Here is a 15,271-nt window from a genome sequence, read left to right on the forward strand (position 1 = left end):
GAGGGTGTCAGGCGCTGAAGTACTCATTCAGGCCGATATAACAGGTCGCCAAGTGATAGGGCGTGGTCGAGGGCATGTCGCTGCGGCTGACCCGGCCCTGACTGTCCAGGCACTCGTTCCAGCCCCCGGCGTGCAGAAAACGCTGCTGCAAGGCCGCCAGTTGCCGCGCAAGCAGTGGCTCGCTGTGCGGGCGCAGTGTCAGCGCTCGCAGGTATTCGGCCTGGGCCCAAATGCGCTGGGTGCCGTCCTTCACTTGTCCATCCACCTCCAGCGACGCAACCACTGCGCCTGTAACCGGATCGACGCCTTGCGCCTCGGCATGGTCGAAGGCGGTGGTCAGCGAGCGGTGCAAGGCGGTGCCACGCAGTCGGTCTGACGACTCCAGCAAGTAAAACCATTCGAACTGATGCCCCGGCTCTGACCAGTTGTCCTCCGAGCCCAGCGGCCGTTCCAGCATCACACCTTTGTCGGCATCGATGAAGCGACGCTGCATGCTGTCGGCAAGCGCATCGAGAGCGGCGAGGGTGGCGGTGTCCTCGCGCACCTCCAGCGTGGCCAGGAAGGCCTCGGCCAGGTGCATCAGCGGGTTTTGCAGAGGGCCGGCGCCCAGCAACGCCCAGTCTTCGTCCAGCACTGACTCATACAAGCCGTCGCCATCGGCAAAGCGCTCGCCGACGACGTGCAGGGCGGCGTTCAACACGGATTCAACCAACGGCTCACGGACCTTGGCCCAGTAATGTGCGCACGCAAACACGATGAAGGCGTGGGTATACAGATCCTTGCGGCGGTCCAGCGGCACACCGTCGGGACCGATGCTGTAGAACCAGCCACCGTGTTCCGAATCATGAAAGTGGTGCTGAAGCGAGCGGAACAGCGCGGCTGCACGCGTTCGCGCGTCGGGAAAGCGTGGGTCGTCGATCAGGCTGGAAAACAGGAAAAGCTGCCGCGCACAGGCCATGGCGCGATAGCGTTGAGGCGGTAGCGGTCGATGCTGTGCGTCCAGCGCCTCATACGGCAACGCCAGGTCCGGATTCCAGCCAGGGCCTTGCCAGAGCGGCACGATCACTCCCGTAAAATGCTGCTGCACGCGAGCGAACATCGCAGACAATTCGGACTTGGCAGGAAGAGAAGAGGCGTCAGGCATTGGATGGCGTCGCAGCAGAGGACAAATGGCGCGACATGGTAGCAGGAGGCGGGGATGAGGGGCGATCAAATGGTCGCCGCAATACGCTGTAGGAGTGTGGCTTGGCCCGCGATCTGGCGCGCAGCGGCAGTAAAATCAGCCAACGCGGAGTGTCGGGTCAGGACACAGTGGCCGAATTCACGACTGCCTCGGTCGGGTGCGACCCCGGGCCGATCACGGGCGAGTCACGCTCCTACAGGGAGGGGCGATGCGCCTTCAAATCAACCTGCGAACAACCAGATGCCGGTAGCGGCCGACAGCGCACCGGCGATACGCACCAGAGGTGCCGCAGCGGCAGGCAGGAAGCGGACGACAGCGTAACCCGCTGCGTGCAGCGCGGCGGTGGCGCCGACGAAGCCCACTGCATAACCCCAAGGGCTGGACATTTCGGGCAATTCCAAGCCATGCGCCACGCCGTGGAACAAAGCGAACACCGCGGTCGCCGCGACCGCCATGAACAGCGGTGGACGAACAGCCAGCGCCACCGCCAGGCCCAGGGCGAACACCGAGGCCGCGATGCCGCTTTCGAGGCCGGGGACGTCGAGCCCTTCGAAGCCCAGCAGGCCGCCCATCAGCATGGTGCCGACGAAGGTGCAAGGCAAAGCCCAGCGCGCGGCGCCCTTCTGCTGTGCAGCCCACAGGCCCACGGCGACCATTGCCAGCAAGTGGTCGAGGCCGCCCAAGGGGTGGCTGATCCCCGCGACCAGACCGCTTTCATCGTGGCCGGGGTGAGCGAACGCCAGCGCCGGTGCCAGTAGCAGCGCGAGTGCGCCGAAGAGTTTTTTGCAATTCATGAACAGAAGTCCTTGGAGTGATTGAAATCAGGCGGCAGTCAGCAGGCCCTGGCGCTCGATGAAGGCGATGATGTCTTCCAGGCCATGGCCGGTTTTCTGATTGCTGAACACGAACGGCTTCTCGCCGCGCATTTTCTTGGTGTCGCGGTCCATCATTTCCAGCGACGCGCCCACCAGTGGCGCCAAGTCGATCTTGTTGATCACCAGCAGGTCGGACTTGCAGATGCCGGGGCCGCCTTTGCGAGGCAGTTTGTCGCCCGCCGACACGTCGATCACATAGATGGTCAGGTCCGACAATTCGGGGCTGAACGTGGCGGAGAGGTTGTCGCCGCCCGACTCTACGATGATCAGGTCCAGCCCTTCGAAGCGTCGGTTCAATTGATCAACCGCTTCAAGGTTGATCGACGCGTCTTCACGAATCGCCGTGTGCGGACAGCCACCGGTCTCGACACCGATGATGCGCTCCGGCGCGAGGGCTTCGTTGCGCACCAGAAAGTCCGCATCTTCACGGGTGTAAATGTCGTTGGTGACCACCGCGAGGTTGTAGCGCTCGCGTAGCGCGAGACAGAGGGCAAGGGTCAGCGCGGTTTTGCCTGACCCGACCGGGCCGCCGATGCCGACGCGCAGAGGTTGGCTGTTCATATGGTGTTCTCCGTTGATCTTCTTGTGCGATTCAAGGTGAGGCCTTAAGCGGTCAGGATCGGAACAAGCGGCTGTATTGACGCTCGTGGGCCATGCTCGCCAGCACCAGGCCAAACGGCGCACTGCCGAGGTGTCCCTGGTCAATTTCACACGCCCGCTGCTGAGCCTTCTGCAGCAAAGGCGTCAGCTCCGTGGTCAGTCGCTGAGCGGCCTGCTGGCCCAGCGGCAAGGTTTTCATCAGCACCGCCAGTTGATTTTCCAGCCAGCTCCACAGCCAGGCGGCGAGGGCGTCCTGCGGTTCGATGGCCCATGCACGGGCGGCCAGCGCCCAGCCCAGCGCCACGTGCGGCTCGTCGATTTGTTGCAGAAAGTCGCTGGCCGCTGGGTCCAGTTCCGGCAAGCCGCTGAGCAATTGCTGCAACGAATAGCCCATTTGTCGGCTTTCCAGTTGCAGCTCGCGGGTTTCCCGGCTGGCGCGATGCTCTTCGCTCAGTCGGCGCAGCGTTGCCCAATCCCCGTCGGTCGCGGCGACGCAATGGGCCAGCAGCAAGGGCGCTTCAAAGCGACAGAGGTTGAGCAGCAACTGGTCGCCGATCCAGCGCCCGGCAGTGGCTGGGTCGGTGACGATGCCGTTTTCGACTGCCATTTCCAGGCCTTGCGAGTAGCTGTAGCCGCCGATCGGCAGTTGCGGGCTCGCCAGACGTAACAGCGCCCATGCCTTATTCATCGGCGCGCGCTCATTTGCGAACGCCGAACTGGTGGATGCGGGGCGCGTAGTTGAAGTCTTCTTCTCCAGCTCGCGAATGGTGATGGCCGCCGCCATAGGCGCCGTGCTCCGGTTGGAAAGGCGCTTCGATGGACGTGGTCGTGGCGCCGAGTTGATCCAGCATCGCCTTGAGCACGTAGTCATCGAGCAGGCGCAGCCAACCGTCGCCCACTTGCAGCGCGACGTGACGGTTGCCCAAGTGATAGGCGGCCCGCGTGAGCTCGAATGCGCTCTCGCACGTCACGTGCATCAGCGCTTCCGGGCGTGCACAAACGCGTACGACGCGTCCGTCCTGCGCCTTGAGAAAGTCCCCGTCACGCAATGGGGGTTGCCCGCGTTCCAGAAACAGCCCGACATCCTCGCCCTCGGCACTGAAACAGCGCAGGCGACTTTTGCTTCGGGCCTCGAAATTCAAATGCAGCTCAGCGGCCCATTCGGACTGGGGGTCGATTCGTTGGTGAATCACCAGCATCGGATTACTTCCAGCAATGTGCGATGACAGGGCCAGAGCAAGGGGCTTGCCAACTGACAGAGTGGTCAGAAATTGGCGGGTGGTGGGAGGGCGATGGTTGAAGGTGGGGCATTGTCATGATGCTTGTTGGTGCGCATGGGCAGGGCGTGCATTAATTTGGTGCAATTACGCCCTTGTTCCATCAAGCGCGCGCAGTGTCCCCTCACTCAGTGCTGCCCAGCCCCTGCCAGCGTTTGGCGCCAACGAAGATGAAACGCAATTGTTGAGTGATCTTGGCGCGGGGCGTCAAATGCTCCGCCAAGGTCGACGGCGGAGGATCGATCAGTTCCGGCAGCATGGCAAAAACGCTTTTCACCACCAGGTCGGCCATCACCGAAAGGTCATCGGTGTTCAGGTGCTGGAATTTGGGCATCGAGGCCAGGTCAGTCGCCAAGTCCGCGATGATAGCTTCGCGCAGCGCCCCCAGTGCCTGGCGGACCTTCAGCGAGCCCCCGTATTGCTCGCGGGCCAGGAACAGAAACTGTGAGCGGTTGGCCGCGACCACTTCCAGAAAGATGCGCACGGACGCGTCGATGATGCCGCCGTTGATGTTGTGGTTATGTCGCACCCGGCGGATGGTTTCACGGAAGGTCTGGCCCACTTCGCTGACCAAGGCCAGCCCGAGGTGATCCATATCGTCAAAGTGGCGATAAAAACCTGTCGGCACGATACCCGCTGTCTTCGCCACCTCGCGCAGGCTCAAGCTGCCAAAGCCACGCCCGCTCTCCATCAACCCCTTGGCGGCATCGAGCAAGGCGTGGCGGGTCTGCTGTTTCTGTTCGGCGCGCGGCAGCATGGGACTCGAACTGTTTGAAGCGAATTTGGGCCGCACTCTAACAAATGCCCTCGCGCGGCGTCGAACCCAGTTTCCCGAACCCGCCCGCAGGCCTCAAGAAGTCGTCACATCGCGCCGGCGGCGGTTTCTCCGGCCAGTGGCAAGGTTTCATCGGGAAGAGTGCGTCTTGGCGACCGGGCATGAAAAAGCCCGGCAGGGTGCCGGGCTCATGGGGTTCGCTTGATTCAGGAGACGCGTTGATACTGCTGAACCAGGCGGTCAGGACCGTTATCGGCCACACGCTGATATTGATTGATCAATCGACCGGGACCGTCCTGCGCCACAGTTGGCAGGCCAACGTGCTGGGTCGCTTTCGCTTCGCCAAGCACGGGCTGTTCGCTGGCAGGCATCGCGAAGGCAGTCGTGGCGAGGAGGGAAAGGGTCAGTGCGATCAGTTGGCGTTTCATGAATGGGTGCTCCTCGAAAGGGCGGGCAGTGAACATGGAGGCAATTTTACTGGGGCTGCCTGTATAAAGAAGTTCAAAGGGCTGATGGTGACCATCGATGGAATTGATTCAGCCCTCAAGCCTTGTAAATCGAGGGCTGTAGCGTTTTTCCAGGCACAGGCTCGCTGCCGCCTGCGCGCTCGCTCAGCGTTGGCAGCGGTATGAAACCGCTGGTTTTTGAGGATTCGATCAAACCCGCTGCGCTTTTGTCAGTCGAACGGCTACGACGTATGCAACGCGTCCAGGATGGGCGTTCGGATTTGGGGAGATAACGCAATGACGCGAGGACGGAAGATTCTTGCCTGGACGGTGGGCATCGTACTGCTGTTGCTGGCCATATTGATCGTTGTGATCGCTACCTTCGACTGGAACCGGCTCAAGCCGACCATCAACGAAAAAGTTTCCGCCGAATTGCACCGACCGTTCGCCATTAACGGCAACCTGGCGGTGCATTGGCAGCGTGAGCCGGACGAAGGGGGGTGGCGTGCCTGGGTGCCATGGCCGCACATGTCGGCCGAAGACATCGCGTTGGGTAATCCCGAATGGTCGAAGACACCTCAAATGGTCACCCTCAAACGGGTTGAGATGCGCCTGTCGCCCCTTCCGTTGCTGGCTCAGCGCGTGGTGATTCCCCGCATCGACCTCAAGGAGCCAAACGCAAAAATAGAGCGTCTGGCCGATGGTCGCGCCAACTGGGTGTTCGACTTGCCCAAGAGCGACCCGAATGCAGCCCCGTCCAACTGGGTCGTGGACATAGGCACCATCGGGTTCGACAAAGGTTTCGTGAGCTACAACGATCAAATGATCAACACTGCAGTGGACGTCGTGATCGATCCGCTGGGCAAGCCAATACCGTTCAGCGATATCGTTGGCAGCGGCGAGGCCAAGAAGGTGCAGGATAAAGGTGCATCTGCCCAGGACTACGCATTCGGCTTCACTGCCAAGGGGCAGTACCACGGGCAAAAACTTAACGGCAGCGGCAAGGTGGGTGGTCTGCTGGCGCTCAAAGACGCCGCGCTGCCGTTCCCTGTACAGGCTGACGTCAGTGCCGGAAACACGCGTGTGGCTGTCGCCGGGACAGTGACCGACCCGCAAAACCTGGGCGAGTTGGACTTGCGCCTCAAGTTGTCTGGGGACAGCCTTGGCAACCTCTACCCGCTGACCGGCGTGACGCTGCCTGACTCGCCGCCTTATTCCACAGACGGCCGCCTGATCGCCAAGCTGCACGACCCCGCCGGCGCCTCATTCCAGTACAAAGGCTTCAACGGCAAAATCGGCAACAGCGATATCCATGGCGACCTCGGTTTCGTCGCCAGCCAGCCCCGCCCCAAGCTGACCGGGGCGCTGGTGTCCAACCAACTGTTGATGGCTGACCTCAAACCATTGATCGGTGCCGACTCCAACGCAGAGCAGAAAAACCGTGGCGGCGAAAGCAAGCAGCCTGCCGACAAGGTGCTTCCGGTCGAAGAGTTCAAGACCGACCGCTGGAGCGCGATGGACGCGGATGTCGAATTTACCGGCAAGCGCATTGTTCAGAGTGCGGACCTACCCTTCACAGACCTGTACACCCACGTTGTGCTCAATGACGGGCAATTGAGTCTGCAACCCCTGCGTTTTGGCGTGGCGGGTGGCAAGTTGGACGCGGACATCAAACTCAATGGCCATTCCCGGCCGCTCGATGGGCGGGCCCGGCTCACTGCCCGAGGCTTCAAGCTCAAGCAATTGTTCCCGACCTTCGAGCCGATGAAAACCAGCTTTGGCGAGCTCAACGGCGATGCCGATATCAGCGGCAAAGGCAACTCCGTCGCAGCGCTGCTGGGCACGGCCAACGGTGAGATGAAGTTGCTGATCAATGATGGGGCGATCAGCCGTGACCTGATGGAGATCGCAGGGCTGAATGTGGGCAACTACGTCGTTGGGAGGCTGTTTGGCGACAAGAACGTCAAGATCAACTGCGCAGCGTCCAATTTCGGCTTCAAGGATGGGCTGGCGACAAGCAAATTGTCGGTCTTCGATACCGAGAACGCGTTCATCTACATCGACGGCACCGCGAACATGAAGACCGAGCAGTTGGATCTCAAGATCACCCCTGAGTCCAAAGGTTTCCGCGTGTTCTCGCTGCGGTCGCCACTCTACGTGCGTGGGCCGTTCGTCAAGCCCAGCGCAGGCGTGCAGTCTGGGCCCTTGCTGTTGCGCGGCGCGGGGATGGTGCTGTTGGGCGCGGCGGCGGGACCGGCGGCGGGCTTACTGGCACTGGTGGCCCCAAGTGGTGGCGAACCTAACCAGTGTGCGCCTCTGCTGGAGCAGATGCGTTCAGGCAAGGCGCCTAAAACGGTGCAATAAAACCAGCCGGTTCTGTTGCAGGACCGGCGTCTCAGCGGGAGCGCGTACCGTTGCGCGACCGTTGGGGGGAGACGCATCACTGGCGCCGCACCCACAAAAAAGCCAAGGCTCGAGCCTTGGCTTTTTGCATTCCGTCAAACCTTACAGACCGTCGAGAATGTCCGCCATGTCGTCGGCGTGCTCTTCTTCCTGCGCGAGGATTTCTTCGAAGATCCGGCGGGTGGTCGGGTCTTTGTCGCCGATGTACTGAATGATCTCGCGGTAGCTATCGATCGCGATACGCTCGGCGATCAGGTCTTCGGTGACCATTTCCTTGAGGGTGTTGCCCGCCACGTACTGCGCGTGGGAGTTCTTCGACAGCAGGTCCGGGTTCAGTTCCGGTTCGCCACCCAGTTGCACGATACGCTCGGCCAGCTTGTCGGCGTGGGAGGCTTCCTGATTGGCGTGTTCGAGAAATTCATCCGCCGCGACCTGGGCCTTCACACCCTTGGCCATGTAGTAGTGGCGCTTGTAACGCAGTACGCAGACCCATTCGGTGGCCAGCGACTCGTTGAGCAGGCGCAGAATGGTCTCGCGGTCGGCGTCGTAGCCTTCAGTGACGGCGCCGTTCTCGACATGCTGGCGCGCGCGTTCACGCAGGGTGCTGACGTCCGTTAATTGATGCACATCGCTCATGATTCATCTCCAGGGCTGATCCGGTTTGGGGCCGTCTCGCTCTTGATGCGTCGGTCGCGCACTGATTGACCGACGCCCGGCAAGATCGGGTTCAAGATGTGAGTGGCAAGCGCTTCGAAAAGTTTGATTTGTTTTGCTGCATCACATCACATCGCGCGCTCGTTGGCCTCGCGCTGTTCACAGGTCATGAAACCTTTGCTGTCCACCCGGCCATTGGCGTTGAACGTCACGTAATAGGTCTGTTGATGGCCGTCCTTGTTCAGCACGTAGTTATTGCACGTGCCGGGGTGCACCTTGCGCTGCACTCGAGACGAAGGTTCGCCACCAATGGTCAGCACCTGCTGTTCAGTCATGCCGTCGTCCACCTGCTTGACCAGCGGTTCATTGCGGTAAGTCGCGTAATCCACCGGGTTCTGCAAGGTCGTCGACGTACAGCCAGCCAGCGCGGCCATTGCAAACACGACTGCCAAAGATTGCTTGTACATAACCGTTCACTCCACAGAAGAGCCTTTATTGGCCCGTTGCTGGTATGAGCGCTGCCCGCTTCAAAGAGTTCGATCCAACAGATGGCGAAGGGGCATTACCGGCTGTCATCAATGCGGAACGGCTTTGCGGCTACTGTTCATGCAGGCGCTCCAAGCCCGTGACGCCAGGCTTTCGGACGTGTTCGACGAGGATCATTCATGACGCAAGATCAGGCGACCCGATACCCCATCGTGCTTGTGCCCGGACTGTTGGGCTTCGTGAAGCTGGTGGTCTATCCGTACTGGTACGGCATCGTTCCGGCGCTGCGCCGTGGCGGGGCGACGGTGATTCCGGTGATGGTGTCGGCCGTCAACTCCACTGAGATCCGTGGCGAGCAATTGCTGGCCCGGGTCGAGGAAATCCTCAAGGAGACCGGCGCGGCCAAGGTCAACCTGATCGGCCACAGTCAGGGGGCGCTGACCATCCGTTACGTGGCGGGGATACGACCCGACCTGGTCGCGTCAGTGACCTCCGTTGCAGGGCCAAACCACGGCTCGGAACTGGCGGATTACCTTGAGGCGCATTGCCCGCCAAGCAGCTTGCGCGGTTGGTTGGTCAATGCCGCCATACGCGTGACCACCTGGGTGCTGGCCACCCTCGACACGGGCTATCGCGGCACTCGGTTGCCAACCGATGTGGAAGCAGCGCATCACTCGCTGACTACTCAGGGCGTTGCGCGCTTCAACCTTCTCTTTCCTCAGGGCTTGCCCACCCATTGGGGCGGGCAGGGTGCCGAGCAAGTGAATGGCGTGCGGTATTACTCATGGTCGGGCACGTTGCAGCCGGGACGAACGGATCGGGGCAAGAACCTGCTCGATACCACTCATCTCACCTGCAAATTATTCGCTCGCACGTTCACAAAAGAGCGAGGTCAATCTGATGGCATGGTCGGGCGATACAGCTCTCACCTCGGCACCGTCATTGGCGATGATTTTCCACTCGACCATTTCGACATCGTCAACCAGCACCTCGGTCTGGTGGGCAAAGGGGCTGATCCAGTGAGGCTGTTCGTCGAGCATGCCGCGCGGTTGAAGGCCGCGGGTCTATGACTTCATGAGTTGTGATGAGTGATCAACGAGCCAAAAGGGCCGCTAAGGAAGTGATGCGATGAGTGATAAAGAGCACTACGAAATCGAGTACAAACTGGCCGGTGAGCATCATGTCGACGTGATCGACGACCTGGACGTGCCGATCATCGAGATCGTCCATGAACTGGCGCACAAGCATCATGTGGCGCTGGAGGACGACCCGCTGGATATAGGCGAAGCCCACGCCGACATGCCCTTGGTCGCCGGCATCACTGATGTGTCGATTCACAGCGCCGAGGAGCGGGATGAAGCTTGAGTTTCAGCGGTCGATGGCTTTGCGCAACGGTGTGGTCCAGCGTTCGGCGAGGATCACGCCGCCCAGCGTGAGCGCGCCGCCAACGAAGTGGTAGGGCGCCAGCCGCTCGCCCAGTGCAACTGCGGCGACCAAGGCGGTCAGGATCGGCACCAGGTTGAAAAACAGCGTGGTGCGGCTGGGCCCCAGTCTGCTGATGGCTTTCATCCACAGCAAGGGCGCAATCATCGAGGTGGGGATGCACGCATAGAGCACCAGCCCGACGTTGTTCGCATTGAGCCCGCTCCGTGGAGATATCAGAAACAACGGAAAAAGGGCAAGGATCGCCACCAGGATCTGCAAGTAGAGCAGTTGCAGCGGCGGCATGCGCAGCTGCCATTTTTTCAGCAGCGTGCTGTAAGTCGCGTAAGCCAACGTGGCGATCAGCATCATTAGATCTCCCAGGTTGACACCGTGAGCGACCAACGTCGCCCAACTTCCCTGTGACACCACTGACAACACCCCTACAAACGAGACCAGCGCGCCCACCAAGGCACCTGCGGTTAACCGTGTACCCAGGCTGACGATCGACATGCCCAGCGTCATTACCGGTACCAACGACAGGATGATGCCCATGTTGGTCGCGGTCGTGATGTTTGCTGCGTAATACGCCAGGCTCTGGTAGATGGCCATGCCAAGCACGCCGAGGATCGCGATCTTGCCCAGAACCGGACGAATCGTGGTGCGGTTACGCAGCACCGGCCCAAGAAGGAAGGGTGTAAAGAGCAGCCCTGCCAGCAGCCACCGATAGAAACCGATCTCGGCAGGAAAAATGCGACCGGCCGCAGCTTTGGTAATAACGTTGTTGCCCGCCCAGATCATGACGGTCAGCAGGGGGAAGAGGTATTGCATGGGAAAACCGGCAGTCGAAAGAGACGCCATTATCGGCCTGTGAGCATGAGCGTCCAGCCCTGTGCGCTTGCTATCTGAAATATGGCGCAACATTTCTTGGCTACACTGCTTCGAAAGCTGCGTGTTTGCGCGGCGTCTCTGGAGAAGGTCGATGAAAATGCTGCGTATTCCTCTTTTGGTCGTGGGCTTGATGGTGTGCGCTCAAGGTTTCGCGGCCACTGCGCAACAGAACAAGATGACCAGTTGCAATGCTGATGCGACGGCCAAATCGCTCAAGGGTGATGAGCGCAAGGCCTTCATGAGCACCTGCCTCAAGGCCGCGCCAGCCCCGGCGGCCACTCAGCAGGAGAAGATGAAGACCTGCAATGCCACGGCCAGCAGTCAGGCACTCAAAGGCGACGCCCGCAAGGCCTTCATGAGCGATTGCCTGAAGAAAAAGTAAGCGGACGACGACGTCGGATCGCATTGCTGGGCGGGGTGGTGAGCGCGAGTGAATGACTGCCGCCCTGCCGTACTGCTACAAATCATTGCAACGCGACTGACGACGCTTCCTGACGCTGGTCGTAAGCGGGGAACGCTGGCAGACTGCCCATCTTTTCAGGCCGTTTGTTTTGAGGCTGTATGCCAACGTTTTCGCCGCGTCATGTGTACCTGGCCAGCTGCATTCTGGTGTTTGGTGGTTTGCTGCTGGTATTACCGCTCAAATTGCTGCCCAGCCTTCTGGCAGGATTGCTGGTGTATGAACTGGTCGACATGCTCACCCCCCAACTGCAGCGCCTGATCGCCGGAGAGCGCGCGCGTTGGCTGGCCGTGGCGTTGCTGGGCACGTTGGTGGTCAGCGTGCTGGCGCTGCTGTTCGCCGGAGCAATCAGTTTTATCCTGCACGAAGCCGAGAACCCAGGGGCCTCCCTCGACAAGTTCATGATCCTGGTGGACCGTGCCCGAGGCCAGTTGCCGCCCTTTATCGACGGGTACCTGCCCGCCAGCGCGTCGGAATTCCAAGCTTCGCTCAGTGCCTGGCTGACCAAGCACATCGGCGAGCTGCAGTTGCTTGGCAAGGGCGCCGCCCACATGTTCGTCACCTTGCTGATCGGCATGGTGCTGGGGGCAATCATTGCCCTGCAACGCATTCCCGACGTCACCAAGCGCAAGCCACTGGCCGCGGCGCTGTTCGAGCGTCTTCACCTGTTGAGCCAGGCCTTCCGCAATATCGTTTTCGCGCAGATCAAGATTTCGGCGCTCAACACCGCCTTTACGTCAGTCTTCCTCGCCGTGATCCTGCCGTTGTGTGGTGTGCACCTGCCGTTGACCAAGACGCTGATCGTCATGACCTTCCTGCTGGGGCTGTTGCCCGTGGTGGGTAATCTGATGTCCAACACCCTGATTTTCATCGTCGGGATGTCGCTGTCGATCTGGGTAGCGCTGGCCGCGCTGGGCTATCTGATCGTGATCCACAAAGTGGAATATTTCCTCAATGCGCGGATCGTCGGCGGGCAGATCAGTGCCAAGTCGTGGGAACTGCTGTTGGCGATGCTGATATTCGAAGCCGCATTCGGGCTGCCGGGCGTCGTGGCCGGGCCGATTTACTACGCCTACCTGAAGAGCGAGCTGCGAAGGGCTGAGCTCGTTTGATCTGTTGACCCCAAGCCCTGACTGATCGTACCCACGCTCCGCGTGGGCACGCGGTGAAGACGCTCTGCGTCGACGGGACGCGGACCGTCCTGGGCGGCATTCCCACGCGGAGCGTGGAAACGATCAGCATGTGCACTCCCGTTTGCGCCTGGGTTCAGCCGTACCGCTTCTTCGCCTCGATGGCCAGGCCTGCGCCGATGCTGCCGAAAATATTCCCTTCCACATGCCGCGCATTGGGCAGCATCGCGGACACGCTGTTGCGCAGGGCGGGGATGCCGCTCGAGCCGCCGGTGAAGAACACCGTGTCGACGTCGCCCACAGTCACCCCGGCATCGCCGAGCAGAACGGTCACGCTTTCCCGCACGCGCTCCAGCAACGATTCGATAGACGATTCGAACAGCGCTCGGGTGAGGTCGGCGTTCAAACCGACTTCGATACGGTCCATCGGCACCCGGCGGGTGTGAGCGTGGGTGAGCTGGATCTTGGTCTCTTCTACCTCCATCGCCAGCCAGTGACCGGCGCGCTGTTCGATCAGCTTGAACAGACGGTCGATGCCCAAGGTGTCCTCAATGTCATAGCGCATGCTGCCCAGCGCCAACTGCGATTTCTGTGAATACACCGAGTTGATGGTGTGCCAGGTCGCCAGGTTCATGTGGGTGCTGGTGGGCATATAGGCGCCGCTTTTCATACGGCTGCCATAGCCGAACAGCGGCATGACGCCTTGCAGGCTAAGCTGCTTGTCGAAGTCGGTGCCGCCGATGTGTACGCCGCCGGTGGCCAGGATGTCGCTTTGACGCTCGTCGACCTGACGACGCTCCGGAGCCAGACGCACCAGCGAGAAGTCCGAAGTACCGCCGCCGATGTCGACGATCAACACCAGTTCTTCGCGGTCCAGCGTCGACTCATAGTCGAAGGCGGCGGCAATGGGTTCGAACTGAAACGAGACATCCTTGAAACCGATCTTGCGCGCAACCTGCGCCAGGGTGTCTTCAGCCTCCTGATCCGCCGCTGCGTCGTCATCGACGAAATGCACCGGACGGCCCAGCACCACCTGTTCGAATGGCTGGCCGGCAGTCGCTTCGGCGCGCTTCTTCAGTTCCCCGATGAACAGCCCCAACAGGTCCTTGAATGGCATGGCGGTGCCGAGCACGCTGGTATCGTGCTTGATCAGCTTGGACCCCAGCAGGCTCTTGAGCGAGCGCATCAGTCGCCCCTCATAACCCTCCAGATATTCGTGCAGTGCCAGGCGACCGTAGACTGGGCGGCGCTCTTCAAGGTTGAAGAACACCACCGACGGCAGGGTGATCTTGTCGTCCTCCAGCGCAATCAGCGTTTGCTCACCGGGGCGAAGCCAGCCGACCGTCGAGTTGGAGGTGCCGAAGTCGATGCCGAGGGCTCGGGCCGGGGATGAGGTGCTCATGTTCGGTACGTTCCGGTCAAAAAAACGGCCGCGCAGTGTATGCGAGAGAAAGCAGGATGCGTAGCGCGTCGTGTCGGTTTTCTTCACTGACCGGGCAATTTCGCGCCTGCAACTTGAATAGCGGCGCGCCACCCCCAATCTTTCAGGCAACTCTCGATGCATTCGGCCCGGCATGAACCCTGTTTCAAGCGCGCGAGGCCGCGTGCCGATAACCTTGCAACATTCAGCGCGGTCGACGTTCTCATCAGAAAACGCGGTACGGAACTGTGCTGGACAATCCGGAATGGGTGACCGTTAGATGGACTTCAAAGACTATTACAAGATATTGGGCGTTGAGCCGACCGCGGACGAGAAGACAATCAAGACCGCGTACCGCAAGCTCGCGCGCAAATATCACCCCGACGTCAGTAAAGAGCCTGGCGCGGAAGACAAATTCAAAGAGGCGTCCGAGGCCTACGAAGCGCTGAGCGATCCCGAAAAGCGCGCCGAGTACGACGACATTCGCAAATACGGCCAGCAGGGCCGCTTTCAGCCACCGCCTGGCTGGCAGAGCCGGGGCGGTGCGACCGGCGGTTTCGGGGGCGGCTTCGAAGGCGGAGACTTCTCTGACTTTTTCAGCTCGATTTTCGGCAACCGTGGCGGTCAGCAGCCGGGCGGCCGCTCGCGCAGCACAGGCCGCAGAGGGCAAGACGTGGAACTGGATCTGGCGATTTTCCTGGAAGAAACACTGTCGACCGAGTCGAAGAAGATCAGCTTCAAGGTGCCCCAGCACAGCGCCAATGGCCAGCGCATGGCGGACATCACCAAGAACCTGAACGTGAAGATTCCGGCCGGGGTCACCGATGGCGAGCGCATTCGTCTGAAGGGGCAAGGCGCGCCGGGCATCGCCGGCGGAGAAAACGGCGATCTGTTTCTGACCATTCGTCTGGCGCCGCATCCCAAGTTCGATGTCGAGGGGCATGACCTGATCATCACTGTCCCGCTGGCCCCGTGGGAAGCCGCACTGGGTGCCAAGGTCGCGGTGCCGACGCTGACCGGCAAGATCAACCTGACCATTCGTCCGGACAGTCAGAGCGGGCAGCGATTGCGGGTTAAAGGTAACGGTCTGTTGAACAAGAAGGGTGAGCGGGGCGATCTTTTCGCGCAATTGAAAATCGTCATGCCCAAGTCCACCGATGAGGCCACTAAAGCCCTCTGGGAACAGCTGGCCAAAAAGGCCGCGTTCGACCCACGGGCGCAGTGGAACAGCTAGAGGGAGTCACTGATC

General features: G+C 60.9%; 17 protein-coding genes. 6 read left to right on the top strand and 11 right to left on the bottom strand.

The features are described 5' to 3' along the window. Positions 1-7: 7 nt before the first annotated feature. The 7 genes from DBP26_RS21110 to DBP26_RS21140 all read right to left on the bottom strand — a co-directional run bounded on the left by DBP26_RS21110 (position 8) and on the right by DBP26_RS21140 (position 5,138). On the bottom strand, positions 8-1,144 hold the full coding sequence (locus tag DBP26_RS21110) for an AGE family epimerase/isomerase (protein ID WP_108239466.1): 1,137 nt from the start codon (positions 1,142-1,144) through the stop codon (positions 8-10). Positions 1,145-1,404: 260 nt separating this feature from the next. Then, complete coding sequence (locus DBP26_RS21115; protein ID WP_108239467.1) at positions 1,405-1,977, bottom strand: HupE/UreJ family protein; 573 nt, start codon at positions 1,975-1,977, stop codon at positions 1,405-1,407. A 27-nt stretch (positions 1,978-2,004) separates the two neighbouring features. Beyond that, a complete protein-coding gene (gene ureG, locus DBP26_RS21120; RefSeq protein WP_108239468.1) occupies positions 2,005-2,619 on the bottom strand; it encodes an urease accessory protein UreG in 615 nt (204 codons plus the stop codon). Between the two features lie 52 nt (positions 2,620-2,671). Then, complete coding sequence (locus tag DBP26_RS21125; RefSeq protein ID WP_108239469.1) at positions 2,672-3,346, bottom strand: urease accessory protein UreF; 675 nt, start codon at positions 3,344-3,346, stop codon at positions 2,672-2,674. Between the two features lie 10 nt (positions 3,347-3,356). After that, positions 3,357-3,857, bottom strand: a complete 501-nt coding sequence (gene ureE / locus DBP26_RS21130; RefSeq protein ID WP_108239470.1) for an urease accessory protein UreE — start codon at positions 3,855-3,857, stop codon at positions 3,357-3,359. A 202-nt stretch (positions 3,858-4,059) separates the two neighbouring features. Beyond that, complete coding sequence (locus DBP26_RS21135) at positions 4,060-4,692, bottom strand: TetR family transcriptional regulator (RefSeq protein ID WP_108239471.1); 633 nt, start codon at positions 4,690-4,692, stop codon at positions 4,060-4,062. A 224-nt stretch (positions 4,693-4,916) separates the two neighbouring features. Then, a complete protein-coding gene (locus DBP26_RS21140; RefSeq protein ID WP_108239472.1) occupies positions 4,917-5,138 on the bottom strand; it encodes a hypothetical protein in 222 nt (73 codons plus the stop codon). A 315-nt stretch (positions 5,139-5,453) separates the two neighbouring features. On the opposite strand from DBP26_RS21140, the gene DBP26_RS21145 reads away from it, so the two are divergent. Beyond that, positions 5,454-7,520, top strand: a complete 2,067-nt coding sequence (locus tag DBP26_RS21145; protein WP_108239473.1) for an AsmA family protein — start codon at positions 5,454-5,456, stop codon at positions 7,518-7,520. Positions 7,521-7,661: 141 nt separating this feature from the next. Here the strand turns inward: DBP26_RS21145 and DBP26_RS21150 are convergent, their stop codons facing one another. Beyond that, complete coding sequence (locus tag DBP26_RS21150) at positions 7,662-8,195, bottom strand: ferritin-like domain-containing protein (protein ID WP_108239474.1); 534 nt, start codon at positions 8,193-8,195, stop codon at positions 7,662-7,664. A 146-nt stretch (positions 8,196-8,341) separates the two neighbouring features. Then, positions 8,342-8,680, bottom strand: a complete 339-nt coding sequence (gene osmE, locus DBP26_RS21155; RefSeq protein ID WP_108239475.1) for an osmotically-inducible lipoprotein OsmE — start codon at positions 8,678-8,680, stop codon at positions 8,342-8,344. Positions 8,681-8,878: 198 nt separating this feature from the next. Here osmE and DBP26_RS21160 point away from each other — a divergent pair, with 198 nt between their 5' ends. Both DBP26_RS21160 and DBP26_RS21165 read left to right on the top strand, forming a co-directional pair. Then, the gene (locus DBP26_RS21160) at positions 8,879-9,769 is read left to right on the top strand and encodes a triacylglycerol lipase (RefSeq protein ID WP_108239476.1); all 891 of its coding nucleotides are present in this window, start codon (positions 8,879-8,881) and stop codon (positions 9,767-9,769) included. Positions 9,770-9,827: 58 nt separating this feature from the next. After that, positions 9,828-10,064, top strand: coding sequence for a hypothetical protein (locus DBP26_RS21165; protein WP_108239477.1), 237 nt, complete (start codon positions 9,828-9,830; stop codon positions 10,062-10,064). Positions 10,065-10,067: 3 nt separating this feature from the next. On the opposite strand, the gene DBP26_RS21170 is transcribed toward DBP26_RS21165, so the two are convergent. After that, positions 10,068-10,952: a DMT family transporter gene (locus DBP26_RS21170; RefSeq protein ID WP_108239478.1), complete on the bottom strand. Its 885-nt coding sequence runs from the start codon at positions 10,950-10,952 to the stop codon at positions 10,068-10,070. A 151-nt stretch (positions 10,953-11,103) separates the two neighbouring features. On the opposite strand from DBP26_RS21170, the gene DBP26_RS21175 reads away from it, so the two are divergent. Together DBP26_RS21175 and DBP26_RS21180 are read left to right on the top strand one after the other, a co-directional pair. Continuing rightward, positions 11,104-11,394 (top strand): PsiF family protein, encoded by a 291-nt coding sequence (locus DBP26_RS21175; protein WP_108239479.1) that lies wholly within the window; start codon positions 11,104-11,106, stop codon positions 11,392-11,394. Positions 11,395-11,573: 179 nt separating this feature from the next. Beyond that, positions 11,574-12,584 (top strand): hypothetical protein, encoded by a 1,011-nt coding sequence (locus DBP26_RS21180; protein WP_108239480.1) that lies wholly within the window; start codon positions 11,574-11,576, stop codon positions 12,582-12,584. Between the two features lie 154 nt (positions 12,585-12,738). On the opposite strand, the gene DBP26_RS21185 is transcribed toward DBP26_RS21180, so the two are convergent. After that, a complete protein-coding gene (locus tag DBP26_RS21185; protein WP_108239481.1) occupies positions 12,739-14,004 on the bottom strand; it encodes an Hsp70 family protein in 1,266 nt (421 codons plus the stop codon). A 298-nt stretch (positions 14,005-14,302) separates the two neighbouring features. Here DBP26_RS21185 and cbpA point away from each other — a divergent pair, with 298 nt between their 5' ends. Further along, positions 14,303-15,256, top strand: a complete 954-nt coding sequence (cbpA, locus tag DBP26_RS21190; protein ID WP_108239482.1) for a curved DNA-binding protein — start codon at positions 14,303-14,305, stop codon at positions 15,254-15,256. Positions 15,257-15,271: the final 15 nt, after the last annotated feature.

It is taken from the genome of Pseudomonas sp. RIT409 (assembly GCF_003052515.2).
GTDB lineage: Bacteria > Pseudomonadota > Gammaproteobacteria > Pseudomonadales > Pseudomonadaceae > Aquipseudomonas.

Coding starts and splice junctions, on each gene's coding strand:
- DBP26_RS21180 (WP_108239480.1), top strand. CDS start 11,574: ATGCCAACGTTTTCGCCGCGTCATGTGTACCTGGCCAGCTGCATTCTG.
- DBP26_RS21160 (WP_108239476.1), top strand. CDS start 8,879: ATGACGCAAGATCAGGCGACCCGATACCCCATCGTGCTTGTGCCCGGA.
- osmE (WP_108239475.1), bottom strand. CDS start 8,680: ATGTACAAGCAATCTTTGGCAGTCGTGTTTGCAATGGCCGCGCTGGCT.
- DBP26_RS21110 (WP_108239466.1), bottom strand. CDS start 1,144: ATGCCTGACGCCTCTTCTCTTCCTGCCAAGTCCGAATTGTCTGCGATG.
- cbpA (WP_108239482.1), top strand. CDS start 14,303: ATGGACTTCAAAGACTATTACAAGATATTGGGCGTTGAGCCGACCGCG.
- DBP26_RS21170 (WP_108239478.1), bottom strand. CDS start 10,952: ATGCAATACCTCTTCCCCCTGCTGACCGTCATGATCTGGGCGGGCAAC.
- DBP26_RS21175 (WP_108239479.1), top strand. CDS start 11,104: ATGAAAATGCTGCGTATTCCTCTTTTGGTCGTGGGCTTGATGGTGTGC.
- DBP26_RS21115 (WP_108239467.1), bottom strand. CDS start 1,977: ATGAATTGCAAAAAACTCTTCGGCGCACTCGCGCTGCTACTGGCACCG.
- ureG (WP_108239468.1), bottom strand. CDS start 2,619: ATGAACAGCCAACCTCTGCGCGTCGGCATCGGCGGCCCGGTCGGGTCA.
- DBP26_RS21185 (WP_108239481.1), bottom strand. CDS start 14,004: ATGAGCACCTCATCCCCGGCCCGAGCCCTCGGCATCGACTTCGGCACC.
- DBP26_RS21150 (WP_108239474.1), bottom strand. CDS start 8,195: ATGAGCGATGTGCATCAATTAACGGACGTCAGCACCCTGCGTGAACGC.
- DBP26_RS21125 (WP_108239469.1), bottom strand. CDS start 3,346: ATGAATAAGGCATGGGCGCTGTTACGTCTGGCGAGCCCGCAACTGCCG.
- ureE (WP_108239470.1), bottom strand. CDS start 3,857: ATGCTGGTGATTCACCAACGAATCGACCCCCAGTCCGAATGGGCCGCT.
- DBP26_RS21165 (WP_108239477.1), top strand. CDS start 9,828: ATGAGTGATAAAGAGCACTACGAAATCGAGTACAAACTGGCCGGTGAG.
- DBP26_RS21135 (WP_108239471.1), bottom strand. CDS start 4,692: ATGCTGCCGCGCGCCGAACAGAAACAGCAGACCCGCCACGCCTTGCTC.
- DBP26_RS21140 (WP_108239472.1), bottom strand. CDS start 5,138: ATGAAACGCCAACTGATCGCACTGACCCTTTCCCTCCTCGCCACGACT.
- DBP26_RS21145 (WP_108239473.1), top strand. CDS start 5,454: ATGACGCGAGGACGGAAGATTCTTGCCTGGACGGTGGGCATCGTACTG.